This window comes from Luteimonas sp. FCS-9, from assembly GCF_001014645.1.
Lineage (GTDB): Bacteria > Pseudomonadota > Gammaproteobacteria > Xanthomonadales > Xanthomonadaceae > Luteimonas.
Genome location: NZ_LASZ01000008.1, coordinates 17,352 through 44,021, shown reverse-complemented (window position 1 = coordinate 44,021; position 26,670 = coordinate 17,352). Strand labels below are relative to the sequence as shown.

Sequence of the window (26,670 nt, the reverse complement as noted above, 5' to 3'; positions counted from 1 at the left end):
CCGGACTCCCGAACCCGCATGTCGACACCCGCCTCTCCCGAACGCCGCAGACCCGCCGGCAGCGCCGCCGTCTTCGAGCGCCGCCAGTTCCAGCGCGGCGTTTCGGGATCGGTCGTGCGGGCGGCGGAATGGCAGTCGCTCGGCGAGCTCGATGCGCTGCTGGCGCGGGTCAACGCGCTCTACGACGAGGCGGGCGCCGAGATCCAGAAGGCGCGCGAACAGGGCTACGCGGAAGGCTTCGCCGAGGGCCTGGACCGCGTCAAGCAGCAGATGACCGAGCAGCTCGCCTCGCTCAACGAGCGTCGCGCCCGCGTGCTGGCCGACGCGTCGGGCCGGATCGGCGACCTGGCCTGCGCGATCGTGCAGCGGCTCGCGCCCGGTTTCGATGCCGCCACCGTCGTGCCGCCGCTGGTGATGCAGGCGGTGGAGTCGGCGCAGGCCGAGCAGTTCCTGATGATCCGGGTGCATCCGTCGGCGCGCGAGCGCGTCGGCGAGGGCCTGGGCGCGGTGCGCCAGGCGCATCCGGGCGTCGGCCTGATCGAACTCGTGGACGATGAGAGCCTCGACCCCTTGAGTTGCATCGTCGTCTCGGAGGCCGGCGAGGTCCGTGCCGGTGTCAGCCAGCAGATCGAGGCGATCCGCGCCGCGCTGGCGCAGGCGAGCGCGAACGCGGCGGCGCCATGACCGCCGATCTCTCCCTGTCGGCACTGGATGCCGTCGGCGCGCCGGCGGCCGCGCCCGATCCGTTGCTGCACGCGCTGGGCAAGGTCCAGGCGATCGAGCGGGTCGGCCGGGTCAGCGAGGCCTATGGGACGCTGATCAAGGCGACCGGCCTGCGCGCGGCGATCGGCGAGCTGTGCCACCTGCGCAATCCCGGCGATCCGCGCTTCGAGCTCGCGGCCGAGGTCGTCGGCGTGTCGCGCCAGCACACCGTGCTCACCCCGCTGGGTCCGCTAGACGGCATCGCCGCGACGACCGAGGTCTACGCGTCCGGCCGGCAGGCGTCGGTCCCGGTCGGCGACGGGCTGCTGGGACGCATCCTCGACGCGCACGGCACGCCGATCGACGAGCTCGGGCCGATCGGGCCGACCGTCGACGCGCCGATCTACGCCGCCTCGCCCAACCCCCTGCGGCGCGCGCTGATCGAGCGCCCGTTCTCGACCGGCGTGCGCGCGATCGACACCGTGATGACCGCCGGCGAAGGGCAGCGCATCGGCATCTTCGCCGTCGCCGGCGGCGGCAAGAGCACGCTGCTGGGCATGCTCGCGCGCGGTGGCGACGCGGACGTCAACGTCGTCGTGCTGGTCGGCGAGCGCGGCCGCGAGGTCAACGAATTCATCAACGACAACCTCGGCGCGGCCGGCCTGGCCAAATCGGTGATCGTCGTCGCCACGTCCGACCGTCCCGCGCTCGAGCGCAGTCGCGCGGCCTGGGTCGGCACGGCGGTCGCCGAGTACTTCCGCGACCAGGGCAAGCGCGTGCTGCTGCTGGTCGATTCGGTCACGCGCTTCGCGCGTGCGTTGCGCGATGTCGGCCTGGCGGTCGGCGAACCGCCGGCGCGGCGCGGCTTCCCGCCGTCGGTGTTCAGCGAGCTGCCGAAGCTGTTCGAACGCGCGGGCAACAACGACAAGGGTTCGATCACCGCGTTCTACACCGTGCTGGCCGAGGACGAGGACGGCGGCGACCCGATCGTCGAGGAGGTGCGGTCGATCCTCGACGGCCACATCGTGCTCTCGCGCAAGCTCGCCGCCGCGTACCACTATCCCGCGATCGACGTGCTCACCAGCCTCAGCCGCACCATGCCGCGGGTCGTCGAGCAACCGCACCTGCGCGCGGCCGGCCAGCTGCGCAAGCTGTTGGCCAAGCACCAGGACATCGAACTGCTGGTGCAGCTGGGCGAGTACAAGCGCGGCACCGATCCGGACGCGGATCTCGCGATCGAGAAGATCGCCGCGATCCGCGCGCTGCTCCAGCAGTCCGAGCACGAGCTGGTGCCGTTCGACACCTCGTCGGCCGCGCTTCGGAAGCTGTTCGCATGAAGCGCTATCCGCTGCAGACGCTGCTCCAGTTGCGCGAGCATCGCACCGAGGCCGCGCGCCGCGTGGTGCTGGACCGGCAGCGCGCGCTGCAGCAGTGCCACGAGGCCTGCCAGCGTATCGAGGGCGAGATCGTCGAGCTGAAGACCTCGCGCCAGCTGCACCGTGCGCGCCTGCTCGATGCCCCGCCAGCCGGCGTCCCGTGGCCGGCCGCGCTGGCCCAGCGCGAGCTCTACATCGAGCTGATCGGCGAGCAGATCGCCGGCGCGCAGGCCCGCCTGGCAAAGGCCCAGGACGCCGTGCGCCAGGCCGAGCAGGCGCTGCAGGAGGCGCGCGATGCGTTCTTCCGCGCCAAGGCCCGCCAGGACGCGCTGGAAAAGCGCCGCGACGTGTGGCGCGGAGAACAACGCGGCTTGCAGGCGCGCCAGGAAGAGGCGACCGCCGAGGATCTGATGCAGGCGCGCTATCTGGCGCGCCAGTAGCGAAGGCAGGAGGAAACGACGATGAGCGTGCAAGGCAACGATTCCGCATCCCGGCCGCCGGACCAGTCCGCGCGCAATCGCCAGGTCGATCGCCAGGCCAAGGCCGACGGCAAGGAGCCGCCACCGCGCGAGCGCGTCGACCAGTTCCGGTCGATGATGCAGCAGGCGCGTGGCGACATGCCGGGCCTGCAGGAGCTGCCGGGAGATGCGATGCTCGACGACGCGTTGCAGGGCGAGGGCGACCTCGAAGAGGGCGCGATGGCCGATCTCGCGAGCCATCAGGACGCGCTCAAGACCCGGCAATCGGTCCTGGACGTGGTCGATGCGCGTACGTTCCGCCAGCAGCACGAGAGCGGCCCGGGGTCCCAGCATGCGCAGGGCATGGAATCCGCCGCGATGCTGCAGGCGCAAATGGCGTTGCGCGACGGCGCGCCTGCTGCGGCACCTGCGGCCGCGGCGTCCAACGCAGGTCAGCTGTTCGACATGATGGAAAAGCACGTGCGGCAGATGGCGGTGCACGATACGCGCGATCCGGGGGGCGACGGTCAGGTGCTGTTGCGCATGGCCGATGCCACGTTGCCGGGTACCGATCTGCTGCTGAGCAAGAGTGCCGACGGCTGGGTGCTGCGTGCCGACAGCCGCTCGCGCGAGAGCTTCGATGCGATCCGGGAGGCCGGCCCCCAACTGGCCCGCCGCTTCGCCGAGCGCAACCTGGGCACGCTGACGATCGACCCGCACTTCCACGGCTGACGGTCGCTGGCGGCCAGGCCCGCGGATGGTCGACGGCAGGGCGACTCAGGCGCCCGTGGTCGGTGCCGGGCCGTCGCGCGTCGTGCTTTCTGGATGCATTTCCCGCCGCGGACGCAGCCCGCGCCAGTCCGCGCGCGCCAGACGGAACCGGCGGGCCGGACGGCCGAACTGTTCGCCGCGCTCGATCTCCCCGAAACCTAGCCGCAGCAGCAGAGGCGGTACCGAGCGGTTGTCCGGCGCGCAGTGCGCGACCAGGTCCGCCAGCCCGAGCGTTTCGAATGCATGCGTGCACAGCGCCGCGCCGCCTTCGATCGCATAGCCGCGGCCCCAGGCCGACGGCAACAGGCGCACGCCGATCGAGACATCCATCGTGGTGCCCAGCGGGACCAGCGAGAACATACCGATGAACCGGTCGCTGCGGTCCGCGGCGCGCCACAGGCCGAGCCCCGGCCGTTCCCGGTAGATCCTGTTGGCCCACACCACCAGCCCCATCGCGTCTTCGAGCGTGTCGAGGCGGTTGTCGAGCAGCAACCGGGTCACACGCTCCTCGCGGCCGAGCTGCAGCAGCTCCAGCACGTGCCGGAACCCGAAACCGCGCAACTGCAGCCGGCGGCTGCGCAACTGCACCTCGGCCGGGTAGTCGCGGCCGTCGGTCGGCAGGTCCGCCTTCGAGAACTGCGGCAACGCCTCTTCGGGCAGCGACGGGGACAGGGCGTCGTGTTCGGGCATGCCGACCGTTATAGCGCGGACGCGGCCCTGCGGGGAGTGCGCTGCTCGTCACGCCTGGGTCGTGAACTAGGGCGGGCCCTAGATGGGGTACGACCCAGATGCGTGGCGCCTGGCGCAGGCGCAGACTGCGCCTGCAGTCGCGATCGGCCATCGGCAAGTCCGGCCCTCCCGCGCACGATTCCGCTGTACTTCGCAATCTTCACCATCAAAGGAGTTTCATCATGTCAGGTGCCATTTCCGACGTTATCGGTTCCGTCATCGGTAGTGCGCTCGGTGGTCCGCTGGGCGGCCTGCTCGGCAACTTCATCGGCGATCTGTTCGGCCAGGCGTTCAACAGCGCGTTCGACAGCCTGTTCCAGTCGTTGGGCCTGCCTCAGTCGGCGCAGGATGCCGTCAGCGATGGCTTCAAGGGCGGCTTCAGCTTCAACTTCAGCGTCGGCAACTGATCCATGCAGTACGACACCCAGGCGCAGCGTCAGGCATGGGTCGATGGCCTGACGCAACTCCGCGAGCAGGGCGCGATCAGCGCCGACGACGAGACCGTCCTGATCCGACACATGGACGAGCGTCTCGACGCCGTCCAGCAGGAGCTCAAGGCCTTGGTCCCGGAATACGAGCGGCGTGTGGAGAGCGACGGCAGGGAAGCGGCCGATGCCTGGCTGGGTGCGCAGGCGCGTGAGATGGGGGAGCGTGAGGGCGCCGATGCACGGCGGATGGTGGATTCGCTAGCGTCCGTGAAAGACGCTGCTGCCTGAGCCCTTACACTACCTGATGCACTGCCCGTGGGTGCCCGCGCACTCACGGGCATTTACTTCTCCGCCGTCGCCAGGCGTTCGCGTCGTCGTGACGCGTGGGCAAACTATTCTTGGCCGCGATGTGCCGCTTGGCTTCATGTACGGAGACGTCAGCGAATGAACATCGGGTCCTTACGTTCAGACGCCGGCCCGCTGGTGGCAGTAGTGGTGGGGCTGGGGCTGGCAGCGACCAGTCCCTCCCTTTCCGCTCAGGACGGCAATTACATCGACGCCGTGACGCCATATGCGCATCACCAGCTGCATCGATATCGTGGAAAAGAGAGCGATACACGTGCCGCGAGTGCAGATGAGTCGCGAACGTACAACGCCTCTATGCAGGTGTCGCAAGCATTGAATCGCGCCTTGGGACAGCTTCTCGCGGGTGATGCACTCGACGAAGACGTTGCTGAGGCGCGCAATGTGCAGGCCGTGTTTTCCGAGCATCCGGATTTCCGCGGGCTGCTTGCACGTCAGATCGGGCAGAATGCCCGGGATATCGAACGCAACTTGGCGCAAGGTGTACTGCAGTCGCGCCTTGAGAAGCTGCTCGAGGCACGGAATTACGCCACTAACGATCCGGTGCAGGTCCTCAATGCTTATCTGATCACCGCATGGCGAGTGGTCCATGGCGAGTATCAGAATCCCTACGATAGATCCTATCGGGGTCTTCAGCGCGCGATGCGCGATATGGAAATTGTGGCGTCAGACGCGGAGCGTCAGCAGGTCGCGGAGATGTTCGGCATCATCAATATGCTGACGCTCGCCGCGTGGCGCAATACGCGCGATCCCGATGAAAGGGAGGCGTTGCGCACAGGGACACTCATGCTTGCCAAGCGGGTGAGTGGCATAGACCTCCAGTCGGTGGTGTTGACCGACCGCGGCTTCGCCCAGCGTCATTGATCTGGCAAAGTACCATGTATTTGAAATCCACCGCTCGCATGCGGTTTTTCCACCCGGCGCCAGTGCGTCATTCAACAGGTGCAGTCATGTCCCAACACAAGAAATCGTTGCTGAGTGCTGAAGATCGGGCTGCGATGATTCAGCAGTACGAGAAATTTCTGTTCGAGCAGCCGGAGATCGACGCTGCGGACCGGGAGACCATGATCGCCAAGTTCGAGGCGGGATTGAATGAAGCCAAGCTGGATCCGTCGGCCGCTACTGCGCCTGAGCTGATGCAGCAATGGCAGGACCTGGTGGGGCAGCTGCAGGCCCAGTTCGGCTTGTCCGATACCGATTCGGAGCGGCTCCGCGGTGTCCTTGAAAAGCCGCTCCTCAATCCCACTGTGCAGAAGGCGCTCGAGTTCTCACGTTACGTTGAGATATATGGACCCGAGAAGGCCCGAGAGTGGTGGGCGAGTCAGCAAATACCGGAGCGCGGCGCGACCTGACACTTCCTTAGGGTACGCCCTAGCTTACGGACCTTGCATCGTAGGGGGACAATCAAGTCGTAGAGTGGATCGACTCATCGAGCAACTCCTTAGTCGCTCCTCGGTTCTTCGAGAAATTCAGCGCCAATTCCCTGCCAAGTACGGAGATCATGAGATGACCGAGATCAGCCTGACTGCAACCTATGCAGCCAACATGCAGCGTGCGACCCTGGATGCGTCTCAGGGCACCGACGGAGCCCGGTCCGGCGCCGGCGGTGCGCTGTCCAGCAAATACGGCGGCTTCCTGATGACGATCGCCAAGGTGTTGGGTGACAAGCTCGACGAGATGTCGAAGGATCTTCAGGACTTCGCGGACAAGCTCGGCAAGGAGCCGACTGCGTCGGAAACCACCGAGCTGAGCGGTATGAGTCAGATGTTCCAGATGTTCATGAACAACGCCAGCACCGTGATCAAGTCGCTGGGTGAAGCCAACGCGGGTATGGCGCGCAAGCAGTAAGCGCTGTGCGTGGGCGCTCCGTCATCGAGCGCCCTACCGGACCAAGGCGAGCGGGATACCGTCGCCTTGGTTTTTTTTTGCGTTGGAAATGCCCTGCGAAAACTTACAGCGATTGATGATGCTTATGCGACGGCCGCCAGGCAAGAGGAGTTCCAACATGGGTGAGGTGCATCACAGAGCGGCCCACATACGTAACCTCATGCGCGCCGCGATCCTCATGTACGCGCTGCTGTTCATGACGGTCGTAAATGCGAGCGACGGCGATGCCGCCGTCCAGCGCGCATTGCAGCAGGCGGTCTCCCAGCCGGCGCCGGCCCAGGTCGACGCGCGGGCGGTCGAGGCGCTGTCGTTCCGGCGCGACCCGGCGGTCAGCGAGCGGGTGCAGCAGGAGACGATCCAGGCCTTCGGCCGCAATCCGCAGCAGGTGGCCGACCTCGAGAAGGTGATCGGTTCGGGCGAGATGCTGCGCCAGTTCGACGTCATTCTGCGGCGCTACGGCTACGATCCGACCAATCTGGGCGACGTGCTCGCCGCGCACCTGCTGATCTCGTGGGAGGTCGTCAACGATCGCGACTCGGCGCGTTCGCCAGAAGGACAGCGTGCAGTGAGGCGACAGCTGATCGGGCCGCTGGCGGCGGTGCCGCAGGTGGTCGGCATGAGCGACGCGGCCAAGCAGGCGCAGGCCGAGCGGACGGCGTACCTGACGATGGTGTCGGCGCTGTCGTACCAGACGATGAAGAAGCAGGGCAATCGCGAGGCGCTGGCGGCGTTGTCGGCAGGCGTGCGCAAGGGCCTGCAGGGCAATGGCATCGACCTGCAGCGGGTCGAGCTCGAAGTTGGCGGGTTGATCGCGCGCTAGCAGCGGATCGGCGTTGCGCTCGCTTCAGGACCGGTCGGATCGCCGGGGCGGGAAGCGGTCCGGATCGCGTGTCGGCGGATTCAGGCGTCTGGCCAGCCACCAGGCGCCGCAGGCCGCGACGAGGCCGGCGAGCGCGAACTCGCCCGACCACTGCCGCATCGCCGGGGCGGCCGGCAGCTCGCCCATGCTCAGCAGGATGCTGACCAGTACCAGTCCCAGGCAGCCATAGGCGACGAGGGCCAGCGTCCAGAACAGCCATTGCATCGCGCGGGCCATTTCCGCCGGCATGTCGTCGTGGGGCCGGGCAAGCACCATCCGACCCTGGGCCAGCGCGACCATCCATTGCCCGACCTCCGCGGCGCCGACCCGGATCCGGTTGCGGCGCCGCAAGCCGGGGCCGTCGGCCGTGTAGACGCCGGTGGCGATCAAGTCGACGCGCGACGGCCCGCCGCGCTCGCCGGCGGCCGGCGCGGTGGCCTGCGGATTGCCTGCGATCTGGGTGTTGCCGGCCACCTGTGGCCCGGGCGGGGTCTGGGCCGCCATCACCGCAGCCGGAACCGTGGCCAGTGTCGTGCCCGCAGGCACGTTCGCGATCGCGGGCTGCGCCGCCGGCACCGCCTGTTGCGGCAGCGCGGCGCGATCGGCGGCGGGATTGCCCGGTGGCGCGAACGCCGCATCGGCCCGCTGGGGCTGGGCCGACAGCGTCTGGGCCGGCACAGGTCCTGTCGGCGTCTGGGATGACGGCGCGGCTCCGGGGGTAGGAGCCGATGGCGTGGCCGGTGCGCTCTGCGGCATGGCGGGTTGTTGCGGGAGCGCCTGCTGCGCGATCGTCTGCTGCGGCGCCGTCCCCGTTGCCTGCTGCGCGAGGGACGCTTGCGTGGCCGGGCCCTGGCCCGGGACCGCCGTCGGCAGCGCGGTCGTCTGCGCACCGATTGGAGTAGAGCCGGGCGTCACGGAGGTGGCGGGTGCCTGCGGCAGGGCGTTCGTGAGCGTCCGTGCCACGTTCGTGGCGGTGTTGGCGAGCTGCGCCGGCAGTGTCTGGGGGGGCGCGACGGGCGGGCCGCCGTGCTGGACCGGCTGGGCTCCGGGCGGCGGCGGCAGCGTGGCGCCGGGGGAAAGCAACTGGCGGACCGCCTGCGCGGCGTTACCGAGCACATTGCCGAGGCTGGGCAGCACGCCGGTGGGGTTCGACGGCTGTGTCGTCCCGCCTGGTCCGGGCAGGTACGGCAGGGGCCCGCCGTCGAGGCGGGGCGTGCCGGGGTGGCCGGGCACGGTCCCCAAGCCGGCGGGAATGCCGCCCGGGGCAGGGACATTGGGCATTGCCGGGATGCCGCCCGGCGTGGGGATGTTGGGCATCGATGGGTGCCCACCGTTCCATGCGTTCTGGGGCGGTTGCCCACCCAGCGGCCCGGGAATGACGGGAGGCGGTGGAGGCGTGGGAACGGGGAGGCCGCCGGGCGTGTGCGTCATGCCCGGGCGGCCGTCGGCCGTCGGAGCCCCGGTCGCCTGGCCCGGGGCAGGCCCGTTGCCGAAGTGGACGCCCGGGAACTGTTGCTGGAACAGGTTCGAGGTCAGGTTCCGCATGGTGCCGGAGAACGCGTTGCCCAGCGCCGGGCCGAACCCTTGCATGCCGCCGCCACGGTTGTGGCCCAGCAGGCCCGACAGCTTGGACAGGTCGGATCCCAGGCGGTTGTGGATGGCGTCGATTAGGGGCACGACGAACCTCGGGCGGACTGGGGCCCCCGGTCGAGGATGCGGAGCCGGACCTCCCGAAGGTAGGAGACCCGCGGGCGTTGTGCACCCTGGGGTGAACCCCAGGGTCATGTCGATTGCGACATCGGGGTGGAGCGTTCCGCTGGGGCGCAGCCGGCTGCGCCCCAGCGCGCTGACCAAAAAAAAGGAGACCCGAGGGTCTCCTTCGAGCCGGCAGCGCCGGAGGACTGTGTTGTGGCGCGTTCAGCGTAGCGCGATTGAGAAGTTCATGCAATACATCAAGTAGTGCATGCTAAGCGATTGATTCTTCCAGCCAAGAACGGACGATTACTGCGCCAGCTCCAACGCCTTGCGCTTGGCTACGCGCCGGGCCGCCGCCGGCTGGTCCCAGGCGTTGTTGAACTGCGCTGGCTCCCAGCCGCCGTAGGTCGGGTTGGCCAGCATCCACCAGCGCTCGCCGAACCAGTCGCCGTATTCGTCGAGCAGTTGCGTGCGCGCTTCGCCCGTGTTCGCGAGCACCTCGACGAAGTCGCCGAGCTGGTCGCCGAACTGCATCAGCACCCGGTACTGGCGGCCGGCCAGCCGGCGACGGCAGGTCTTCTCGCTGCCGTTCTGCTCGCAGCCTTCGACGAACGTGCCCAGGCCGAGGAACACGCTGTCGTCCTTGACCGGCAGGCCCTCGGCGCGCAGGTTGGCGAGCGTCGCCTCCTGCAGGTGCTGGGCGCGGTTGGACAGGTAGAGGATGGTCACGCCCTTGGCCTCGGCGGCCCTGGCGAACTCGAGCACACCCGGCACCGGCTTGGCCTTCTTCTCGGCGACCCACTGCGCCCAGGTGACCTCGTCGTACTCGAGGCCGTTGTGCACCAGCCGCGCCTGGTAGGGCGAGTTGTCGAGCACGGTCTCGTCGATGTCCATGATCACCGCCGGCGGCAGGGCGCGGGCATCGCCCGCCAGCTCGCGCTCGGCAGGGACCAGGGCGTCCCAGTTCGGCTCGGCGAGCGCGGCGTCGAGATGGTCGGCGGCGGCGCGGAACAGCGAGAGGCTGTTGGCGCGGTATTCCTCCGAGCGCTGCACCCAGAGCACGGCGTTGAGGTTGTCGGCAGGCGCGGTCGCATCAGAGGCGGTCGTCGCGCCGGGCTGCGGTGCGGCCGCGGGTGCGTCGGCAGGCGCCGCGACGGGCTTGCAGGCCGCGAGCAGCAATGCGCTCGCGAGCAGGGTCAGGGCGGGAAACGTCGTGCGCATCGCGACACCAGGGGATCGATCGGTCACGGAGTGTAACCGCAGGTCTTCACGTGGACATGACATCCGGACGCCCGCGGGCGATCATGCCCGCCCCGTCCGACAGGAGCCGACATGCACGAGACCGCCCGCTGGCCGGTACTGAGCCCGGCTGAGGCCCGGGTGCTTGGCTGCCTGATCGAGAAGCAGGCGACGACGCCGGACGTCTATCCGCTGACCGTCAACGCCGCGCAGTCTGCCGCCAACCAGAAGACCGCGCGCGAGCCGGTGATGGCGCTGAGCTTCGGCGACACCCACCACGCCCTGCGCCAGCTCGAGCAGCACCGGCTGGCGCGGCAGTCGTTCTCCTCGCGCGCCGAGCGCTACGAGCACAGCGCCGGCAGCACGCTGGACCTGCCGCCGCCGCAGATCGCGCTGCTTGCCGTGCTGCTGCTGCGCGGCGTGCAGACCGCGCACGAACTGCAGGCGCGCAGCGAGCGGCTGCATGCGTTCGGCGACATCGAGGACCTGCGCCATCACCTCGAGCGGCTGGCGGCCAAAGCGCTGCTCGTGCGCATCCCGCCGGGCGCCGGACGCCGCGAGGAGCGGTTCGCGCACCTGCTGTGCGGCCCGGTCGACGTCGAGTCGCTGCCGGCGGCGGAACCGCGGGGCGAGTCGGCGCGTGGCGACGAGGCGCTCGTGGCCCGCGTCGAGGCGCTCGAGGCCGAGGTCGCGGCGCTGCGCGAGGCGCTGGAGGCGTTGACCGCGCGCCTGCCCGGTTGAGTGTCCTGAGCCCGTAGGCGCGCGCTCGTGCTTGCATCCCCTGTTCGGGGACGCGCGATAGGGCGTCCCGGGTAGAGCCTCATCGCGCGCGAGCGCGCTCCTACGGTTATGCGGGTGCGTCAGCCTTCGAGTAGCGCCTTGATCGAGGCGAAGCCGTGGTTGGCGCGCTCGCGCTTGCGCTGCGCGTCGGCGACCGGGTCGGCGCCGTCGCGCTGGATCTCGGCGGCCGGCAGTTCCTCGAAGAAGCGGCTCGGCGTGAGCCGCAGCTTCTGTCCCCAGCGCTGCGTCTCGCGCGGGTACGACAGCCACAGCTGTTCCTTGGCCCGGGTGATGCCCACGTACAGCAGCCGGCGTTCTTCGTCGATGCGGCCCTCGTCGATGCTCGACTCGTGCGGCAGCGTGTTGTCGTCCATGCCGATGATGAACACGTAGCGGAACTCCAGGCCCTTGGCGGCGTGCATGCTCATCAGCCGCACCTGGTTGCCGGCATCGCCCTTGTCGGCGTGGGTCAGCAGCGCGAGCTGCGACGCGAGCTCGCCCGGGCCCGCGCCGCGCGCGCCCTCGAACCAGTCGGCGAGTTCGTCGAGGTTGCCGCGGCGGATCCGGAACAGGTCCTCGCTCTTGCACTGCGCCTGCAACATCGCGATCAGGCCCGAGCGCTCGTTGAGCTGGCGCACCAGGTCGCCCGGCGGCAGCTGACGGGCGTCGGCGCGCAGCTCGCGCAGGATGTCGGCGAACTCGCTCAGCGCGTTGGCCGCGCGCGGGGTGAGCTGCTTGAGCAGGCCCATCGACTCGATCGCGCGCGACATCGGCATCTGCGCGCCGCGCGCGAGCTCGGCGAGCCGGGCCAGCGTGGTCTGGCCGACGCCGCGGCTGGGCGACTGCACCGCGCGCAGGAACGCCGAGTCGTCGTCGGGGTTGGCCAGCACGCGCAGCCACGACATCGCGTCCTTGACCTCGCCGCGATCCAGGAACGCGGTGCCGCCGCTGAGGTGGTAGGGCACGCGCAGCAGCTGCAGCGCCTTCTCCAGCGGCCGTGAGAGGTGGTTGCTGCGGAACAGGATGCAGAACTCGCTCCACTCGGCCTTGCGCGCGGACTGCAGGAAGTGGATCTCGCCGGCGACCTTCTCGGCTTCGTGCGCGCTGTCGCGGCATTCCCACACGCGGATCCGCTCGCCGTCGGGCTGGGCGCTCCACAGCGTCTTGGGGTGCTCGTGCGGGTTGTTGGCGATCAGCGCGTTGGCCGCGCGCAGCACGCGGTTGCTGCAGCGGTAGTTCTGCTCGAGCTTGACGATGCGCAGCGCCGGATAGTCCTGCGCCAGTGCGGCCAGGTTCTCGGGGTTGGCGCCGCGCCAGGCGTAGATGCTCTGGTCGTCGTCGCCCACGCAGGTGAAGTTGCCCTTCGGCCCGGCGATCGCCTTGAGCAGGCGGTACTGCGCGTCGTTGGTGTCCTGGCACTCGTCGACCAGCAGGTAGCCGATGCGCTCGCGCCAGCCCAGCACCGCATCCTCGTCGGATTCGAGCAACTGCACCGGCAGGCGGATCAGGTCGTCGAAATCGACCGCGTTGAACGCGGCCAGGCGTTCCTGGTAGCGGGCGTAGAGCGCCGCGGCCTCGAACTCGCGCGCGCTGGTCGCCGCCGCATGCGCCTGCTCGGGCGACAGGCCGGCGTTCTTGGCGCGCGAGACCAGGCCCTGCATCGCCTGCACGACGTCGGGCTTGGCGCCGGGCAGCAGGTCCTTGATCTGCGCCGCAGCGTCGTCAGCGTCGAAGATCGAGAAGCCGCGGCGCAGACCCAGCTTGGCGTGCTCGATCTGCAGCATCTTCAGGCCCAGCGCGTGGAAGGTGCAGATCGTCAGCCCGTCGGCCGCATCGCCGCGCAGGCGCCGGGCGATGCGCTCGCGCATCTCCTTGGCGGACTTGTTGGTGAACGTGATCGCGGCGATGCGCTTGGCCGGGTAGCGCCCGGACTGGATCAGGTGGGCGATCTTCTCCACGATCACGCGCGTCTTGCCGCTGCCCGCGCCGGCGAGCACGAGCAGGGGGCCCTCGACGTGGCCGAGGGCCTGGGCTTGTTGGGGGTTCAGACCGTGCATCGGGCGGGGCATCTGTCTAGCGACGCATAGTGTACCGGCCGGCGGCGCCGGACCTTGGCCGGTAGAATTCGCCGATGGCCAAGCTCTATTTCTACTACTCGGCGATGAATGCCGGGAAGACCACCACGCTGCTGCAGAGCGCGCACAACTACCGCGAGCGCGGGATGCGGGTGGCGATCCTGACGCCGCGGATTGACCATCGGGCGGGCGTGGGGCGGGTGGCGTCGCGGATCGGGCTGTCGGCCGAGGCGATCGCATTCGACCGCGACGACGACCTGCTCGCGCGGGTGCGCGCGCTCGGCGCCGGGGACGACGCGGCGCGGCTGGACTGCGTGCTCGTCGACGAAGCCCAGTTCCTGACCCGCGCCCAGGTCTGGCAGCTGTCGGAGATCGTCGACGCGCTGCGCATCCCCGTGCTGTGCTACGGCCTGCGCACCGATTTCCGCGGCGAGCTGTTCGAGGGCAGCCAGTACCTGCTGGCCTGGGCCGACGAACTGAGCGAGATCAAGACCATCTGCCACACCGGCAAGAAGGCCACGATGACCGTGCGCGTGGACGAGCGCGGCTACGCGGTGCACGACGGCCCCCAGGTCGAGATCGGCGGCAACGAGCGCTACGTGTCGGTGAGCCGGGCCGAGTTCAAGCGCATCGCGCGCGGCGAGGGCCGGATCGAACCGGCGCAGCCCGAGTTGCCGCTGTAGGTCCGCGGCCGCGCACGATCGGCGGTACCGGGACAGCGCCATCGCGCGCCTGTGGACGGGGTCCTTTCAGCGCTGGCAGCGCGGGCACCACACGGTCGCGCGCTGGGCGATGGTCGCCTGCCGCAGCACGGCGCCGCAGCGCGGGCACGGCGCGCCGCCGCGGCCGTAGGCCGACAGCTCCTGCTCGAAGTAGCCCGGCGCGCCGTCGGGGCTGATGAAGTCGCGCAGCGTGGTGCCGCCGCGGCGGATCGCGTAGGCGAGGATGCGGCGGACCTCGTCGGCCAGGCGCGCGTAGCGGGCGCGCGAGATCTTCCCGGCTTCGCGCAGCGGCGAGATGCCGGCCGCGAACAGCGCCTCGGCCGCGTAGATGTTGCCCACGCCCACGACGATGCGCTGGTCCATCAGCAGCGCCTTGACCGGCGCCCGCCGGCCGCGGCTGGCCAGGAACAGGTGGTCGCCGTCGAACGTATCGCCGAGCGGTTCGGGCCCCAGATCCTGCAGCAGCGGGTGGGTCTGGCCCGGCGGCTGCCACAGCAGGCAGCCGAAGCGCCGGGGATCGTTGAAACGCAGCACGTGGCCCGTATCGAGGGCGATGTCGACATGGTCGTGCGCGCGCACCGGCACGTCGGGCGCGAGCACGCGCAGGCTGCCCGACATCCCCAGGTGCAGCAGCGCGCTGCCGGCCTCGGTGTCGAGCAGCAGGTACTTCGCGCGGCGGCGGATGCCCGCGATGCGCTGGCCGGGCAGCAGCGTGGCGACCTCGGGCGGGATCGGCCAGCGCAGATCCGGGCGGCGCAGCGCGACCGCCGCAATCCGACGACCGTCGAGATGCGGCGCCAGGCCGGCTCGGGTGGTTTCGACTTCGGGCAGTTCGGGCATCGGACGGCGGGACGGACGGCGCCCATCAGGGCGAGCCGATCAAGATCGGGGGTCGACGGCGCGATTCAATGGCGCGCGCGTGAACGCAGCCGGCGACGCGCACCGCGCCGCTCAGACTGGCAGCGTCGTCGGCAGCGGTTCGGCGGCGACGCGATTGCGGCCGGCGTGCTTGGCCGCGTACAGCGCCTGGTCGGCCAGCCGCAGCAGCCCGGAGACCGCAGCCGCATCGTCGGCGGCGAGCGGGTCGCGCTGCGGCCGGCACGTGACCACGCCGACGCTGACCGTCACCCGGCCCAGCGGGCTGGTGGGATGCGCCAGGTCCAGCGCCTCGACGCGCGCACGCACGCGCTCGGCCACGTGCGCCGCGCCGGCCTCGTCGGTGCCGGCCAGCACCACGACGAACTCCTCGCCGCCGTAGCGGCTGACCGCATCCCCGGGCCGGGACACCGCCCGGCGCAGCGCCCCGGCGATCGTGCGCAGGCAGTCGTCGCCGGCCAGGTGGCCCAGGCAGTCGTTGTAGGGTTTGAAGTAGTCCACGTCGGCCATGCACAGCGACAGCGCGCTGCCGTCGCGCCGCGCCCGCCCGATCTCCAGCGCCAGCCGCTCGTCGAGGTCGCGGCGGTTGTACAGCCCGGTCACGTAGTCCTGCCGCGCGTAGCCCTCGAGCCGGCGGTTGGCCTCGGTGAGCTGCTGTTCGGCCTGGCGGCGGGCGGTGATGTCCATCCACGCGATCGACAGCCCGGCCACCCGGCCGAGCGCGTCGTGCAGCGGATGCGGCGCGGCGTACAGCCAGCGCGACCGCCATGCGAGTTCGTGACTGGCCAGCGGCTCGCCGTCGCGGGCGCGCGCCAGGTCGGCGTCGAGCCACTGCGCCGCGTCGGGCAGCAGGTCGGCCAGGCGCAGCCCGGCGATCGGGCCGTCGTGGTCGCACAGCGCCGCCATCGCGCGGTTGCCCATGACCAGGGTGCCGGTCGTATCGACGGTGCTCATCGCCACCGCGGCGTTGTCGTAGACCGCCTCGAGCTGCAGCACGCGCTCGCCGAGCTCGGAGATGTCGCGGTCGATGCCGCGGTAGCCGCGCAGTTCGCCGGCGGCGTCGAACAGCGGCACGCCGCTGGTCTCCAGCACGACGATCCGTCCGTCGGCGTGCAGGTTGCGGTTGACAAGGCCGGAGAACGCCCGGCGCTCGGCGACGATCGCCGCGAACGCGTGGCCGACGCGCTCGGCCTCGGCCGGCGGCATGAAGTCGAACGGCGTGCGCCCGAGCATCGTTCCGGCGTCGTGACCGAGCAGTTGCATGACCATGCGCGAGCAGTAGGTGTAGCGACCCTGCGCGTCGACTTCCCAGGCCCAGTCGGAGTTGTGGTCGAGCAGCTCGCGCAGGTGCTGGAGGTCGCGGCGGGCACCGGCGTCGGGCGTCATGGGCGGGCTGCAGGGGGGCGGGCGTGCGGCCAATATAGCGCCGCCGCCGGCCCGCCATGCGTGCACCGGGGTCGGCGTTCAGCCGTCCCAGTCGGCCAGCCTGCGGGCGACCGCGACCTGCGGTGGCGTCACGTACTTCGGCAGCCCGTCGCGGCCGTAGGGCGGCGGCGCCTCGCCGCGCACCAGCGGCTCGAGGTAGCGGCGGGCGGCGGCGGTGATGCCGTAGCCGTCGCGGCGGATGAACCCGGCGGGCATCGTCTTCTCGTGGTTGGCGACCTGCTCCAGCGGCGCGGCCTCGATCGTCCAGCGATACGGCGCGTCGGAGGTGCGCCGGATCACCGGCATGGTCGCGTTGCGGCCCGCCAGCGCGAAGCGCACCGCCGCGCGGCCGACCGCCATCGCCTGGTCGACGTCGGTCTTCGACGCCAGGTGCCGTGCCGAGCGCTGCAGGTAGTCGGGCAGCGCCCAGTGCACCTTCAGGCCCAGCGCGTCCTTGACCCGGCCGGCCAGGTGCGCCGCCACGCCGCCGAGCTGGGCATGGCCGAACGCGTCGCGGCCGCCGCCGGCGTCGCTGACGAAGCGGCCATCGGCGGTGCGGATGCCTTCGCTGGCGACCACGACGCACCAGCCGACGCGGTCGACGACCCGGCGCACGTTGGCGAGGAAGTCGGCCTCGTCGAACACGCGCTCGGGGAACAGGATCAGCTGCGGCGCATCGTCCGGTCCCTGGCCGGCCAAGCCCGCGGCCGCGGCGAGCCAGCCGGCGTGCCGGCCCATCGCCTCGTGGACGAAGACCTTCGTCGAGGTGTCGGCCATCGCGGCGACGTCGAGCGCGGCCTCGCGCACCGACACCGCCGTGTACTTGGCCGCCGAGCCGAAGCCCGGGCAGCAGTCGGTGACCGCCAGGTCGTTGTCGACCGTCTTGGGCACGCCGATGCAGGTCAGCGGGTAGTCGAATGCGCGGGCCAGCCGCGAGACCTTCAGCGCGGTGTCGGCCGAGTCGTTGCCGCCGTTGTAGAGGAACCAGCGCACGTCGTGCGCGCGCAGCACGTCGAGCAGGCGCGCGTACTTGGCGCGGTCGGTCTCGAGGTCGCCGAGCTTGTGGCGGCACGAGCCGAACGCGCCGCCGGGCGTGTGCGCCAGCGCGCGGACCGCCGCGATCGGCAGCTTCGAGGCGTCGATCAGGTCCTCGCGCAGCGCGCCGAGGATGCCGTTGCGCGCGGCGAGCACGCGCACCCGCCGCGCACGCGCCTCCTGCAGCACCGCCGAGGCGGTGGCGTTGATGACGGCGGTCACGCCGCCCGACTGGGCGTAGAGCAGGGTTCCGGAGGGCATCGCGGGCCTCGTCGATTCGGGTCGTGGCGGGATACGTTAAGCTGGTGCGGCCGTTCGCGGCCCTGTCCGGAGTGTATCCGCAGGGCCCGATGGCTCCCCACACTTGCAGGAGCGTTCGATGCGTTTGGTTCTTCTCGGGGCGCCCGGTTCGGGCAAGGGCACGCAGGCCGCACGACTCAAGGCGCACCTGCAGGTGCCGCACATCTCCACCGGCGACCTGCTGCGCGCCGAAGTCGCGGCCGGCACGCCGCTGGGCATGCAGGCCAAGGCGGTGATGGACCGTGGCGACCTGGTGTCCGACGAGATCCTGCTGGGCATGCTCGAGGACCGGCTCTCGCGCGAGGACACGCGCGCCGGCTTCATTCTCGACGGCTATCCGCGCAATCTCGCACAGGCCGCCGCGCTCGACGCGCTGCTGGCCAGGCTGGGCCAGACCTTCGACGCGGCCGTGCAGCTGGAGGTCGACAACGAGCAGATCATCGAGCGCCTGGCCGGCCGGGCGAAGGCGGAAGGCCGCGCCGACGACAGCCCCGAGTCGGTGCGCCACCGCCTGAACGTCTACGACCAGCAGACCGCGCCGGTGATCGGCTTCTACCGCGACCACGGCCAGCTGACCGTGGTCGACGGCGTCGGTCCGCTCGACGAGGTGTTCGATCGCATCGTCGCGGCGATCGGCAAGGGCGGGGCCGCGGCCTGAGCCGCGGCGCCGCGTCGACCGCTACCACCGTACCCGTTCCGCCGTGCCCGCGCCCCGGGCGCGGCGGCGCCTGAGCCCCGCCCGGACCCCCGCGCCGTGAAACTCCACATCCTCGGCATCGCCGGCACCTTCATGGGCGGCGTCGCGGCGCTCGCGCGCGAACTCGGCCACGAGGTCGAAGGCAGCGACCAGGCGGTCTACCCGCCGATGTCGACCCAGCTCGAGCGGCTCGGCATCGCGCTGCACCAGGGTTACGACCCGGCGCACATCGGCGACGACGTCGACCAGGTGGTGATCGGCAACGCGCTCTCGCGCGGCAATCCCGCCGTCGAGGCGGTGCTCGACGCCGGGCGGGCCTATACGTCCGGGGCGCAGTGGCTCAGCGAGTGCGTGCTGCCCGGACGCGAGGTGCTCGCGGTCGCCGGCACGCACGGCAAGACCACGACGACGACGATCCTGGCCTTCCTACTCGAGGCCGCCGGTCGCGCGCCGGGCTTTCTGATCGGCGGCGTCGCCGAGGACTTCGGCGTCTCGGCGCGACTGGGCGGGCCCGCCGAGCCCGCGTCTCCGCAGGCGCGGGAAGGCACGGGGGCGCCGGTGCGGCCTCCGTTCGTGGTGGAAGCCGACGAGTACGACACCGCGTTCTTCGACAAGCGCAGCAAGTTCGTGCACTACCGCCCGACGGTGGCGATCCTCAACAACCTCGAGTTCGACCACGCCGACATCTTCCCCGACGTCGCCGCGATCCAGCGCCAGTTCCACCACCTGGTGCGGACCGTGCCCGGGCGCGGGCGGCTGATCGTCAACGGCCACGACGCCCGTCTCGACGAGGTGCTGGCGATGGGCTGCTGGACGCCGGTCGAGCGCTTCGGCTTCGACGCCGCGTTCGACTGGAGCGCCGAGCGCATCGCCGCCGACGGCAGCACGTTCCGCGTTCGTCGCCGCGGCGTCGACGTCGGCACGGTGGAGTGGCCGCTGGTCGGTGACCACAACGTGCTCAACGCGCTGGCCGCGCTGGCGGCGTGCGCGGCGGTCGGCGTCGACGTGGCGGCGGTGCTGCCCGCGCTGGCGCGCTTTCGCAGCGTCAAGCGCCGGCTGGAGGTACTCGGTCATGCGCGCGGGATCACCGTCTACGACGATTTCGCGCATCACCCCACGGCGATCGCGACCACGCTCGCCGGGCTGCGCGCGAAGGTCGGCGCCGCGCGGATCGTCGTGGCGATGGAGCCGCGCAGCAATTCGATGCGGCTGGGCGCGCACGCCCAGGCGCTGGCGCCGTCGCTCGACGGGGCCGACGCGGTGGTGTTCCTGCACCGCCCGGAGCTCGCGTGGGACGCGGGCCGCGTGGTCGCGGCGGTGCGCGGCGACGCGCGCACGGTGCCCGATGCCGACGCATTGCTGGCCGCCCTCGCCGCGCTGGCGCGCGACGGCGACCATGTGGTGTTCATGTCCAACGGCGGCTTCGATGGCGCGCCGCGGCGGTTCCTGGCCGCGCTGCAGGCCGGTCAGGACGCGTCGGCGTAGCCCATCATCGCCGACAGCTCGGCCGCGGTCCGGCGCAATGCCTCGACGTGGGCCGGGTCGGGCTCGGCCGGCAGGTAGTGGATCGAGCCGACGATCGCCAGCGTCCCGAACAGCGCGCCGCCGGCCTGCAGCAGCGGTGCGGCGAGTGCGTTGATGCCGGTGAACAGTTCCTCGGGCGCATCCGACCAGCCGCGGCGGCGGACCCTGTCGAGCTCGTCGCGCAGCGCCTGGGGCGCGGTGATCGTGCGCGGGGTCTCGGCCTCGAGCGGGCGCGCCAGGTACTGCTCGCGCAGCGTGGCCGGGCCGTAGGCCAGCACCAGCTTGCCCTGCGCGCTGGCGTGGTGGCTGAAGCGGCTGCCCGGCCGCAGCGTGATCTCCAACGGCGAGGTGCCGCGCAGGAAATCGATCACCGCCACCGCCTGCTCGGCGTAGGAGGCGATGACGACGGTCTGGCCGACGGCGTCGCGCAGGCGCTCGAGCGCGGGCCTGGCCAGTGTCATCAGGTCGAAGCGGCCGACGCAGGCCTTGCCCAGCAGGTAGAGCTGCCAGCCGACCCGGTACTGGTTGGTGACCGGGTCCTGGAGCAGGTAGCCGTGGTCCCGCAGCGCACGCAGGTGGCGGTGCGCGCGCGCCTTGGGCATGCCCAGCTGCTGCGAGAGCTGGGTGACCCCCAGGCCCTGCGGGGCGTTGGCCAGCGCCTCGATGACCTGCAGCGACACGATGGCGGTGGGAAGCGACGCGTCCGCAGCGTCGTCGGAGGCGGGGCCGGCCTGGGCCATGGGGTTCGTCCTGTGCGGTGAAGCCGTTGAACGCGGCGAGGCCGCGCTCGTCAGGGTACCCGAGGCGATGTCACTGAGGTAGACGGACGTATCGCTCCGCGAAAACGCGATAGGTCTGCACCTTCGGCGCGTCGGCGTCTTCCTGACGCACGTAGCGGATCGAGCTGCGGCCCTTGAGCTGCCGCGGCAGCAGGAAGCAGCGCACGAACCGCGTGGGTTCGCGCTCGGTCGTCGGCGCCAGCACCGGTGCCGGACCGAGCTCGAACCAGGCCTCGCCGGGGCCGTGACGCTGCAACCGGCCCTGGGTCTCGATCTCGATCTCGCCTTCGGCGCAGATGCGGATGCCCGGGCCCTGGTGCACGTGGGTCAGCGCGACGCCGGCCGGCGGGAAGCCGACCTCGTCGCAGCGCATCAGCCACTCGAAACCGCGGTCGAGCGCGATCGGCGCCTCCAGCTTCAGGGTCGTGCGCGTGGACGGGGCCGACGGCAGGGCCGGCGCGGCCGCGGTCGCCGCACTTGCCACTTCCCAGCGCCACACGCGCACCGGCGCGGTGCCGGCGACCAGCGCGACCGCCTCGTCCCCGACCCAGGCCGCGCCCTGGACCACCAGGGTGCCGGACGTCGCGTCCTCGAGCGTGGCCTCGCCCTGCGCGACGTACACCGCGCGCGGCGTCGCCGGCAGGTAGACCGGGGGGCAATGGGCGGGCAGTTCGTCTTCGAACAGACGCAGCATGAGATCGGACATCGCGATTCCTTGTTTCGGTGATCGATACAAAAGTCAGGTATTGACTCTTCAGTCGAGACTTATCGTATAGTGATACCTCGGTATCGAGCAACGATACAAACATGCCAGGGGCCTCGCCCCTGATCGCCTCGGGAGGGCGTGCAATGGCGCGGAACACGACAGGTGCGGGGCAGGGGGCGGGGGAGCGCTGGTGGAAGGGCGCCAGCAAGCAGCAGTGGCGCGCGTTCAACTCCGCGTACCTGGGCTGGATGCTCGACATCATGGATCTCATGCTGATCGCGATGGTCATCAAGTACGTGATCGTCGACCTCGGCATGGACCAGTCGTCGGCCGGCCTGGTGATGTCGGCGACGCTGATGGCCACGGCCGCCGGCGGTCTGGTGTTCGGCTTCCTCGCCGACCGACTGGGCCGGGCGCGCTCGATGATGCTCAGCATCGTCTGCTACTCGATCGGCACCGCGCTGTGCGGCATGGCCGACACGCTGGGCCAGCTGATGCTGTTCCGGGTCATCGTGGGACTGGGCGTCGGCGGCGAGTGGTCGGCCGGCTCGGCGCTGGTCAGCGAGACCTGGCCGGCGAAGCACCGCGGCAAGGTCATGGCCTGGGTGCAGAGCGCGTTCGCCGCCGGCTACGCCGCGGCCGCGATCGTCGCCGCGCTGGTGATCCCGGTCGGCGGCTGGCGCTGGGTGTTCGCGGTCGGCCTGCTGCCGGCGCTGCTGGCGTTCTACGTGCGCCGCCATGTCGAGGAGCCGGAGATCTGGCGCAACCAGACCCGGCGGCTCGGCTTCGGCGAAACGGTGCGCGAGCTGTTCGGCGGGCCGTTCGCGTGCAACACCTGGATCGGCCTGGCGTTCACGACCGCCGCGATGTGCGGCTACTGGGGCCTGTTCACCTGGATCCCGACCTACCTGGCGACGCCGGTGGCCGACGGCGGCCCGGGGCTGGACCTGGTCAAGTCGACGATCTGGATCGTGATCATGCAGGTCGGCGCGGCCGCCGGCTTCATCACCTTCGGCTACTTTGCCGACCGCATCGGGCGCAAAAAGGCGTTCCTGCTGTTCTTCCTCGCCTCGGCGGTCGTGGTGCCGGTGTTCGCGACGATCCGCTCGCCCGACATGCTGATGGTGTTCGGCATCGTCGTGGCGTACTTCGGCACCGGTTTCTACAGCGGCTTCGCGCCGACGTTGGCCGAGCTGTTCCCGACCTCGATCCGCGCCACCGCCCAGGGCTTCGTCTACAACGGCGGCCGCGCGATCGCGGCGGTCGCGCCGTTCCTGATCGGCTTCCTGTCCACCCGCTACGGCGTGGCCAGCGGCCTGGTGGCGACCGCGGCGTTCTTCGCGCTGGCCGGCCTGATCGTCTGGCTCTTCCTGCCCGAGACCAAGGGCCGCGAGCTCGCCTGACACGACACCCGAGGAGACCCCCATGCCCATCATCCAGATCACCCTGGTCGAAGGCCGCGACACGGCCCGCGTCGAGCGCTGCATCCGCGAGGTCGCGCGCGTGGCCAGCGAGACGCTCGACGCGCCGCTGGCCTCGATCCGCGTGATGGTCGCCGAGGTGCCGGCCAACCGCTTCGCGGTCGGCACGACGCTCAAGAGCGATCCGGCACCGTCGAGCGGCGGCGCGGCATGAGCACCGACACGACCACACACGCCGATGCGCTGCACAGCGCGTTGCGCAACGCCGCGCCGATCGCGCCGCTGACCGGCCGCGTCGAGGGCTTGGACCTTGCGGGCGCCTACGCGATCGCGCAGGCCGGCATCGTCCGGCGCGTGGCCGAGGGCGAGCGCGTGGTCGGCCGCAAGATCGGCCTGACCAGCGTCGCCGTGCAGCGCATGCTCGGCGTCGACCAGCCTGACTTCGGCGTGCTGACCGACCGCATGGATCATTCCGACCGCGGCGTGGTCGCGGTGGCCGGCATGATCGCACCGCGCGCAGAGGGCGAGATCGCATTCCACCTCAAGCGCGACCTGGCCGGCCCCGGCATCGCGCTGCACGACGTGCTGCTGGCGACCGAATCGGTGTCGGCGTGCTTCGAGATCGTCGACTCGCGCATCCGCGACTGGAAGATCGGCATCCTCGACACCGTCGCCGACAACGCCTCGGCGGCCGCGTTCGTCACCTCGCGCACGCGCGTCTCGCCGCGCGACCTGGACCTGGGCACCTGCGGCATGGTGCTCGAGAAGAACGGCGCGCTGCTGTCGACCGGCGCCGGCGCCGCGGCGCTGGGCTCGCCGCTCAACTGCGTGGTCTGGCTGGCCAACCAGCTCGGGCGCCTGGGCGACGGCCTGCGCGCCGGCGACACCGTGCTCTCCGGCGCGCTCGTTCCGCTGACGCCGGTCGTGCGCGGTGACCACCTGCGCCTGCGCGTCGGCGGCCTCGGCGCGCTCGAACTGCATTTCGACTAACGACGCGCGCCGCGTCCGCGTTCCCCACGTCCGCTTCAATGTTTCGAGGAGTCCCCATGCCCGTCAAGGCAGCCGTCATCGGTCCCGGCAACATCGGCACCGACCTGATGATCAAGATCCTGCGCCACGGCCGGCACCTGGCCATGGGCCCGCTGGTCGGCATCGATCCGGCCTCCGACGGCCTGGCGCGCGCCCGCGCGATGGGCGTGCAGACCTGCGATGCCGGCGTCGAGGGCCTGGTCGCCTCGCCGCTGTTCGACGGCGTGCAGGTGGTGTTCGATGCCACGTCGGCCGGTGCGCACGTGCGCAACGATGCGGTGCTGCGCCAGGCGCGGCCGGACATCCGCGTCGTCGATCTCACGCCCGCCGCGATCGGACCCTACTGCGTGCCGACCGTCAACCTCGACGCGCACCTCGATGCGCCGAACGTCAACATGGTCACCTGTGGCGGGCAGGCGACGATCCCGATCGTCGCGGCCGTCGCCGGCGTGGCGAAGGTGCACTACGCCGAAATCGTCGCGTCGATCTCCAGCCGCTCCGCAGGTCCGGGCACGCGCGCGAACATCGACGAGTTCACCGAGACCACCTCGCGTGCGATCGAGGCGGTCGGCGGCGCGCGCAAGGGCAAGGCGATCATCGTGCTCAACCCGGCCGAGCCGCCGCTGCTGATGCGCGACACGGTCTACGTGCTGTCCGACGATGCCGACACCGCGCGCATCGCCGCGGCGGTCGAGACGATGGTCGCCGACGTGGCGCGCCACGTGCCCGGCTACCGGCTCAAGCAGGCGGTGCAGTTCGAACGCATCGAGCGGTCGTGCAACGTGCCGGGCCTCGGACCGACGACGGGCCTGAAGACCTCGGTGTTCCTCGAGGTCGAGGGCGCCGCGCATTACCTGCCGGCCTACGCCGGCAACCTCGACATCATGACCTCCGCGGCCCTGGCCACCGGCGAGCGCATCGCCGCGCGCCTGGGGGCCGCGCAGCCGGAGCCGACCCGATGAACGACCGCAAGCTCACCATCTCCGACGTCACGCTGCGCGACGGCTCGCACGCCGTGCGCCACCAGTACACCCTGGACCAGGTGCGTCGGATCGCCGCCGCGCTCGACGCGGCGGGCGTGGACTCGATCGAGGTCGCGCATGGCGACGGCCTGCAGGGCGCGTCGTTCAACTACGGCTTCGGCGCGCACAGCGATGTCGAGTGGATCGAGGCGGTCGCCGGGACGGTCAGGCACGCGAAGGTCGCGACCTTGCTGCTGCCGGGCATCGGCACCGTCCACGACCTGAAGAACGCCCACGCCGCCGGCGCGCGCGTGGTCCGCGTGGCCACGCACTGCACCGAGGCCGACGTTTCGCGCCAGCACATCGAGGCGGCGAACGCGCTCGGTATGGACGCGGTGGGCTTTCTGATGATGAGCCACATGGCCGAGCCGGCCGCGCTCGCCGAGCAGGCGAAGAAGATGGAGTCCTATGGCGCCTCGTGCGTGTACGTCGTCGACTCGGGCGGCGCGCTGGGAATGCAGGACGTGCGCGCGCGCTTCCGCGCGTTCAAGGACGTGCTCGACGCGCGCACCCAGACCGGCATCCACGCCCACCACAACCTGTCGCTCGGCGTCGCCAACTCGATCGTCGCGGTCGAGGAAGGCTGCGACCGCATCGACGCCAGCCTCGCCGGCATGGGCGCGGGCGCGGGCAACGCGCCGCTCGAGGTGTTCATCGCCGCCGCCTCGCGGCTCGGCTGGCGGCACGGCTGCGACCTGCGCATGCTGATGGACGCCGCCGACGACATCGTGCGTCCGCTGCAGGAGCGCCCGGTCCGGGTCGACCGGGAGACGCTCGCGCTCGGCTACGCCGGGGTCTATTCGAGCTTCCTGCGCCACGCCGAGGCCGCGGCCGAGCGCTTCGGGCTCAGCGCGGTCGACATCCTGGTCGAGCTGGGCAAGCGACGCATGGTCGGCGGGCAGGAGGACATGATCGTCGACGTCGCGCTCGACATGGTGCGCGCCCAGGGCAATGCCGACGCACGCAGGGAGGCCACGGCATGAGCCTGCCCCAGGAGACGATCGCGCAGCTGGCGACGCTGCTGCACGACGCCGAGCGCGACGTCCGCGACACGGTCAAGATCACCGATGCGCACCCCGGGCTGTCGATCGAGGACGCCTACCGCATCCAGGATGCGCTGCGCGCGCACAAGCAGGCGTGCGGCGTGCGCTGCGTCGGCATGAAGATGGGCTTGACCTCGTTCGCCAAGATGCAGCAGATGGGCGTCGACACGCCGATCTACGGCTTCCTGGGCAGCGACAACGCCGTCGACGACGGCGCCGCGGTCGAGGCGGCGGCGCTGATCCATCCCAAGGTCGAGGCCGAGATCGCGTTCGTGCTGCGCGACGCGCTGCAGGGCCCGGGCTGCACGCCCGCGCAGGTGCTGGCGGCGACCCAGTGCCTGCTGCCGGCGATCGAAGTCATCGATTCGCGCTACGAGAACTTCCGCTTCGACCTGCCGAGCGTGATCGCCGACAACACCTCGGCCGCGCGCTACGTGGTCGGCTCGCGTCCGACCTCGCCGCAGGGCATCGACCTGGAGACGACGGGCGTGGTGCTGGAGAAGAACGGGCAGGTCGTCGAGGTGGGGGCGGGCGCCGCGGTACTGGGCAATCCCGCGCTCGCCGTCGCGATGCTCGTCGACATGCTGCACGCGCGCGGTCAGTCGCTGCTGGCCGGCAGCGTGGTGCTCTCGGGCGCGATCACCGCCGCCGTCGCCGTCGAGGCGGGCGACGACGTCCGGGTCCGCATCGACGGGCTCGGCTCGACGGGCCTGCGCTTCGTCTGAGCCG

29 protein-coding genes are annotated in these 26,670 nt (G+C 70.8%); 20 read left to right on the top strand and 9 right to left on the bottom strand.

The window, feature by feature from the left end:
• Positions 1–18: 18 nt before the first annotated feature.
• The 4 genes from WQ56_RS08925 to WQ56_RS08910 are packed head-to-tail and all read left to right on the top strand — an operon-like array spanning position 19 to position 3,268.
• Entirely contained in the window at positions 19–684 is a 666-nt protein-coding gene (locus tag WQ56_RS08925) for a FliH/SctL family protein (protein WP_047136755.1), read from the top strand.
• Positions 681–2,039, top strand: coding sequence for a FliI/YscN family ATPase (locus tag WQ56_RS08920; RefSeq protein WP_082132304.1), 1,359 nt, complete (start codon positions 681–683; stop codon positions 2,037–2,039). The genes WQ56_RS08925 and WQ56_RS08920 overlap by 4 nt, the downstream gene beginning before the upstream one ends.
• On the top strand, positions 2,036–2,518 hold the full coding sequence (locus WQ56_RS08915; RefSeq protein ID WP_047136754.1) for a hypothetical protein: 483 nt from the start codon (positions 2,036–2,038) through the stop codon (positions 2,516–2,518). The genes WQ56_RS08920 and WQ56_RS08915 overlap by 4 nt, the downstream gene beginning before the upstream one ends.
• Before the next feature lie 21 nt (positions 2,519–2,539).
• Positions 2,540–3,268, top strand: a complete 729-nt coding sequence (locus WQ56_RS08910) for a hypothetical protein (RefSeq protein ID WP_047136753.1) — start codon at positions 2,540–2,542, stop codon at positions 3,266–3,268.
• A 45-nt stretch (positions 3,269–3,313) separates the two neighbouring features.
• On the opposite strand, the gene WQ56_RS17715 is transcribed toward WQ56_RS08910, so the two are convergent.
• Positions 3,314–3,997: a GNAT family N-acetyltransferase gene (locus tag WQ56_RS17715; protein ID WP_052772927.1), complete on the bottom strand. Its 684-nt coding sequence runs from the start codon at positions 3,995–3,997 to the stop codon at positions 3,314–3,316.
• Positions 3,998–4,218: 221 nt separating this feature from the next.
• On the opposite strand from WQ56_RS17715, the gene WQ56_RS08900 reads away from it, so the two are divergent.
• The 6 genes from WQ56_RS08900 (at position 4,219) to WQ56_RS17710 (ending at position 7,534) form a co-directional block, all read left to right on the top strand.
• A complete protein-coding gene (locus WQ56_RS08900; protein WP_047136752.1) occupies positions 4,219–4,443 on the top strand; it encodes a hypothetical protein in 225 nt (74 codons plus the stop codon).
• A gap of 3 nt (positions 4,444–4,446) precedes the next feature.
• On the top strand, positions 4,447–4,752 hold the full coding sequence (locus WQ56_RS08895) for a hypothetical protein (protein WP_047136751.1): 306 nt from the start codon (positions 4,447–4,449) through the stop codon (positions 4,750–4,752).
• A gap of 156 nt (positions 4,753–4,908) precedes the next feature.
• Positions 4,909–5,691, top strand: a complete 783-nt coding sequence (locus tag WQ56_RS18665; protein ID WP_156170475.1) for a hypothetical protein — start codon at positions 4,909–4,911, stop codon at positions 5,689–5,691.
• 86 nt (positions 5,692–5,777) lie between these two features.
• On the top strand, positions 5,778–6,179 hold the full coding sequence (locus tag WQ56_RS08880; RefSeq protein WP_156170473.1) for a hypothetical protein: 402 nt from the start codon (positions 5,778–5,780) through the stop codon (positions 6,177–6,179).
• A 154-nt stretch (positions 6,180–6,333) separates the two neighbouring features.
• Positions 6,334–6,675 (top strand): hypothetical protein, encoded by a 342-nt coding sequence (locus WQ56_RS08875; protein ID WP_047136747.1) that lies wholly within the window; start codon positions 6,334–6,336, stop codon positions 6,673–6,675.
• A 199-nt stretch (positions 6,676–6,874) separates the two neighbouring features.
• Positions 6,875–7,534, top strand: a complete 660-nt coding sequence (locus WQ56_RS17710; RefSeq protein ID WP_052772926.1) for a DUF6683 family protein — start codon at positions 6,875–6,877, stop codon at positions 7,532–7,534.
• A gap of 24 nt (positions 7,535–7,558) precedes the next feature.
• Here the strand turns inward: WQ56_RS17710 and WQ56_RS18660 are convergent, their stop codons facing one another.
• Together WQ56_RS18660 and WQ56_RS08860 are read right to left on the bottom strand one after the other, a co-directional pair.
• Complete coding sequence (locus tag WQ56_RS18660) at positions 7,559–9,163, bottom strand: hypothetical protein (protein ID WP_156170471.1); 1,605 nt, start codon at positions 9,161–9,163, stop codon at positions 7,559–7,561.
• A 411-nt stretch (positions 9,164–9,574) separates the two neighbouring features.
• A complete protein-coding gene (locus WQ56_RS08860) occupies positions 9,575–10,489 on the bottom strand; it encodes an HAD family acid phosphatase (protein WP_047136745.1) in 915 nt (304 codons plus the stop codon).
• A gap of 111 nt (positions 10,490–10,600) precedes the next feature.
• Here WQ56_RS08860 and WQ56_RS08855 point away from each other — a divergent pair, with 111 nt between their 5' ends.
• Complete coding sequence (locus WQ56_RS08855; RefSeq protein WP_047136744.1) at positions 10,601–11,248, top strand: DUF480 domain-containing protein; 648 nt, start codon at positions 10,601–10,603, stop codon at positions 11,246–11,248.
• A 119-nt stretch (positions 11,249–11,367) separates the two neighbouring features.
• On the opposite strand, the gene WQ56_RS08850 is transcribed toward WQ56_RS08855, so the two are convergent.
• A complete protein-coding gene (locus WQ56_RS08850) occupies positions 11,368–13,344 on the bottom strand; it encodes a UvrD-helicase domain-containing protein (protein ID WP_047136743.1) in 1,977 nt (658 codons plus the stop codon).
• Between the two features lie 74 nt (positions 13,345–13,418).
• Between WQ56_RS08850 and WQ56_RS08845 the strand changes: the two genes are divergently transcribed.
• Entirely contained in the window at positions 13,419–14,045 is a 627-nt protein-coding gene (locus tag WQ56_RS08845; RefSeq protein WP_047136742.1) for a thymidine kinase, read from the top strand.
• A 66-nt stretch (positions 14,046–14,111) separates the two neighbouring features.
• Here the strand turns inward: WQ56_RS08845 and mutM are convergent, their stop codons facing one another.
• The 3 genes from mutM to WQ56_RS08830 form a co-directional block, all read right to left on the bottom strand.
• Positions 14,112–14,924: a bifunctional DNA-formamidopyrimidine glycosylase/DNA-(apurinic or apyrimidinic site) lyase gene (gene mutM, locus WQ56_RS08840; RefSeq protein WP_047136741.1), complete on the bottom strand. Its 813-nt coding sequence runs from the start codon at positions 14,922–14,924 to the stop codon at positions 14,112–14,114.
• 111 nt (positions 14,925–15,035) lie between these two features.
• Complete coding sequence (locus WQ56_RS08835; protein WP_052772925.1) at positions 15,036–16,346, bottom strand: diguanylate cyclase; 1,311 nt, start codon at positions 16,344–16,346, stop codon at positions 15,036–15,038.
• A 78-nt stretch (positions 16,347–16,424) separates the two neighbouring features.
• The gene (locus WQ56_RS08830) at positions 16,425–17,681 is read right to left on the bottom strand and encodes a 6-phosphofructokinase (RefSeq protein WP_047136739.1); all 1,257 of its coding nucleotides are present in this window, start codon (positions 17,679–17,681) and stop codon (positions 16,425–16,427) included.
• Positions 17,682–17,799: 118 nt separating this feature from the next.
• Between WQ56_RS08830 and WQ56_RS08825 the strand changes: the two genes are divergently transcribed.
• Positions 17,800–18,378, top strand: coding sequence for an adenylate kinase (locus tag WQ56_RS08825; RefSeq protein ID WP_047136738.1), 579 nt, complete (start codon positions 17,800–17,802; stop codon positions 18,376–18,378).
• 96 nt (positions 18,379–18,474) lie between these two features.
• Positions 18,475–19,902, top strand: coding sequence for a UDP-N-acetylmuramate:L-alanyl-gamma-D-glutamyl-meso-diaminopimelate ligase (gene mpl / locus WQ56_RS08820; protein ID WP_255350611.1), 1,428 nt, complete (start codon positions 18,475–18,477; stop codon positions 19,900–19,902).
• Here mpl and WQ56_RS08815 read toward each other — a convergent pair.
• Positions 19,884–20,681, bottom strand: a complete 798-nt coding sequence (locus WQ56_RS08815) for an IclR family transcriptional regulator (protein WP_047136736.1) — start codon at positions 20,679–20,681, stop codon at positions 19,884–19,886. The genes mpl and WQ56_RS08815 overlap by 19 nt on opposite strands.
• 70 nt (positions 20,682–20,751) lie before the next feature.
• Positions 20,752–21,426 carry a hypothetical protein gene (locus tag WQ56_RS08810; protein ID WP_052772924.1) on the bottom strand — a complete coding sequence of 225 codons (675 nt, stop codon included), beginning with the start codon at positions 21,424–21,426 and terminating at the stop codon, positions 20,752–20,754.
• 143 nt (positions 21,427–21,569) lie between these two features.
• Between WQ56_RS08810 and WQ56_RS08800 the strand changes: the two genes are divergently transcribed.
• The 6 genes from WQ56_RS08800 to dmpH are packed head-to-tail and all read left to right on the top strand — an operon-like array spanning position 21,570 to position 26,666.
• Positions 21,570–22,829: an MFS transporter gene (locus WQ56_RS08800; protein ID WP_047136733.1), complete on the top strand. Its 1,260-nt coding sequence runs from the start codon at positions 21,570–21,572 to the stop codon at positions 22,827–22,829.
• Positions 22,830–22,851: 22 nt separating this feature from the next.
• Entirely contained in the window at positions 22,852–23,061 is a 210-nt protein-coding gene (locus WQ56_RS08795) for a tautomerase family protein (RefSeq protein WP_047136732.1), read from the top strand.
• Positions 23,058–23,837 carry a fumarylacetoacetate hydrolase family protein gene (locus WQ56_RS08790; protein ID WP_047136731.1) on the top strand — a complete coding sequence of 260 codons (780 nt, stop codon included), beginning with the start codon at positions 23,058–23,060 and terminating at the stop codon, positions 23,835–23,837. Before WQ56_RS08795 ends, WQ56_RS08790 begins: the two co-directional genes overlap by 4 nt.
• 56 nt (positions 23,838–23,893) lie before the next feature.
• Positions 23,894–24,838, top strand: coding sequence for an acetaldehyde dehydrogenase (acetylating) (locus tag WQ56_RS08785; protein ID WP_047136730.1), 945 nt, complete (start codon positions 23,894–23,896; stop codon positions 24,836–24,838).
• A complete protein-coding gene (gene dmpG / locus WQ56_RS08780) occupies positions 24,835–25,881 on the top strand; it encodes a 4-hydroxy-2-oxovalerate aldolase (RefSeq protein ID WP_047136729.1) in 1,047 nt (348 codons plus the stop codon). The genes WQ56_RS08785 and dmpG overlap by 4 nt, the downstream gene beginning before the upstream one ends.
• A complete protein-coding gene (gene dmpH, locus WQ56_RS08775) occupies positions 25,878–26,666 on the top strand; it encodes a 2-oxo-3-hexenedioate decarboxylase (protein WP_047136728.1) in 789 nt (262 codons plus the stop codon). The genes dmpG and dmpH overlap by 4 nt, the downstream gene beginning before the upstream one ends.
• Positions 26,667–26,670: the final 4 nt, after the last annotated feature.

What these genes read in the sequence shown, in the direction of transcription:
- WQ56_RS08925 (WP_047136755.1), top strand. Translation starts at nt 19, where the DNA reads ATGTCGACACCCGCCTCTCCCGAACGCCGCAGACCCGCCGGCAGCGCC.
- WQ56_RS08920 (WP_082132304.1), top strand. Translation starts at nt 681, where the DNA reads ATGACCGCCGATCTCTCCCTGTCGGCACTGGATGCCGTCGGCGCGCCG.
- WQ56_RS08915 (WP_047136754.1), top strand. Translation starts at nt 2,036, where the DNA reads ATGAAGCGCTATCCGCTGCAGACGCTGCTCCAGTTGCGCGAGCATCGC.
- WQ56_RS08910 (WP_047136753.1), top strand. Translation starts at nt 2,540, where the DNA reads ATGAGCGTGCAAGGCAACGATTCCGCATCCCGGCCGCCGGACCAGTCC.
- WQ56_RS17715 (WP_052772927.1), bottom strand. Translation starts at nt 3,997, where the DNA reads ATGCCCGAACACGACGCCCTGTCCCCGTCGCTGCCCGAAGAGGCGTTG.
- WQ56_RS08900 (WP_047136752.1), top strand. Translation starts at nt 4,219, where the DNA reads ATGTCAGGTGCCATTTCCGACGTTATCGGTTCCGTCATCGGTAGTGCG.
- WQ56_RS08895 (WP_047136751.1), top strand. Translation starts at nt 4,447, where the DNA reads ATGCAGTACGACACCCAGGCGCAGCGTCAGGCATGGGTCGATGGCCTG.
- WQ56_RS18665 (WP_156170475.1), top strand. Translation starts at nt 4,909, where the DNA reads ATGAACATCGGGTCCTTACGTTCAGACGCCGGCCCGCTGGTGGCAGTA.
- WQ56_RS08880 (WP_156170473.1), top strand. Translation starts at nt 5,778, where the DNA reads ATGTCCCAACACAAGAAATCGTTGCTGAGTGCTGAAGATCGGGCTGCG.
- WQ56_RS08875 (WP_047136747.1), top strand. Translation starts at nt 6,334, where the DNA reads ATGACCGAGATCAGCCTGACTGCAACCTATGCAGCCAACATGCAGCGT.
- WQ56_RS17710 (WP_052772926.1), top strand. Translation starts at nt 6,875, where the DNA reads ATGCGCGCCGCGATCCTCATGTACGCGCTGCTGTTCATGACGGTCGTA.
- WQ56_RS18660 (WP_156170471.1), bottom strand. Translation starts at nt 9,163, where the DNA reads ATGCAAGGGTTCGGCCCGGCGCTGGGCAACGCGTTCTCCGGCACCATG.
- WQ56_RS08860 (WP_047136745.1), bottom strand. Translation starts at nt 10,489, where the DNA reads ATGCGCACGACGTTTCCCGCCCTGACCCTGCTCGCGAGCGCATTGCTG.
- WQ56_RS08855 (WP_047136744.1), top strand. Translation starts at nt 10,601, where the DNA reads ATGCACGAGACCGCCCGCTGGCCGGTACTGAGCCCGGCTGAGGCCCGG.
- WQ56_RS08850 (WP_047136743.1), bottom strand. Translation starts at nt 13,344, where the DNA reads ATGCACGGTCTGAACCCCCAACAAGCCCAGGCCCTCGGCCACGTCGAG.
- WQ56_RS08845 (WP_047136742.1), top strand. Translation starts at nt 13,419, where the DNA reads ATGGCCAAGCTCTATTTCTACTACTCGGCGATGAATGCCGGGAAGACC.
- mutM (WP_047136741.1), bottom strand. Translation starts at nt 14,924, where the DNA reads ATGCCCGAACTGCCCGAAGTCGAAACCACCCGAGCCGGCCTGGCGCCG.
- WQ56_RS08835 (WP_052772925.1), bottom strand. Translation starts at nt 16,346, where the DNA reads ATGACGCCCGACGCCGGTGCCCGCCGCGACCTCCAGCACCTGCGCGAG.
- WQ56_RS08830 (WP_047136739.1), bottom strand. Translation starts at nt 17,681, where the DNA reads ATGCCCTCCGGAACCCTGCTCTACGCCCAGTCGGGCGGCGTGACCGCC.
- WQ56_RS08825 (WP_047136738.1), top strand. Translation starts at nt 17,800, where the DNA reads ATGCGTTTGGTTCTTCTCGGGGCGCCCGGTTCGGGCAAGGGCACGCAG.
- WQ56_RS08815 (WP_047136736.1), bottom strand. Translation starts at nt 20,681, where the DNA reads ATGGCCCAGGCCGGCCCCGCCTCCGACGACGCTGCGGACGCGTCGCTT.
- WQ56_RS08810 (WP_052772924.1), bottom strand. Translation starts at nt 21,426, where the DNA reads ATGTCCGATCTCATGCTGCGTCTGTTCGAAGACGAACTGCCCGCCCAT.
- WQ56_RS08800 (WP_047136733.1), top strand. Translation starts at nt 21,570, where the DNA reads ATGGCGCGGAACACGACAGGTGCGGGGCAGGGGGCGGGGGAGCGCTGG.
- WQ56_RS08795 (WP_047136732.1), top strand. Translation starts at nt 22,852, where the DNA reads ATGCCCATCATCCAGATCACCCTGGTCGAAGGCCGCGACACGGCCCGC.
- WQ56_RS08790 (WP_047136731.1), top strand. Translation starts at nt 23,058, where the DNA reads ATGAGCACCGACACGACCACACACGCCGATGCGCTGCACAGCGCGTTG.
- WQ56_RS08785 (WP_047136730.1), top strand. Translation starts at nt 23,894, where the DNA reads ATGCCCGTCAAGGCAGCCGTCATCGGTCCCGGCAACATCGGCACCGAC.
- dmpG (WP_047136729.1), top strand. Translation starts at nt 24,835, where the DNA reads ATGAACGACCGCAAGCTCACCATCTCCGACGTCACGCTGCGCGACGGC.
- dmpH (WP_047136728.1), top strand. Translation starts at nt 25,878, where the DNA reads ATGAGCCTGCCCCAGGAGACGATCGCGCAGCTGGCGACGCTGCTGCAC.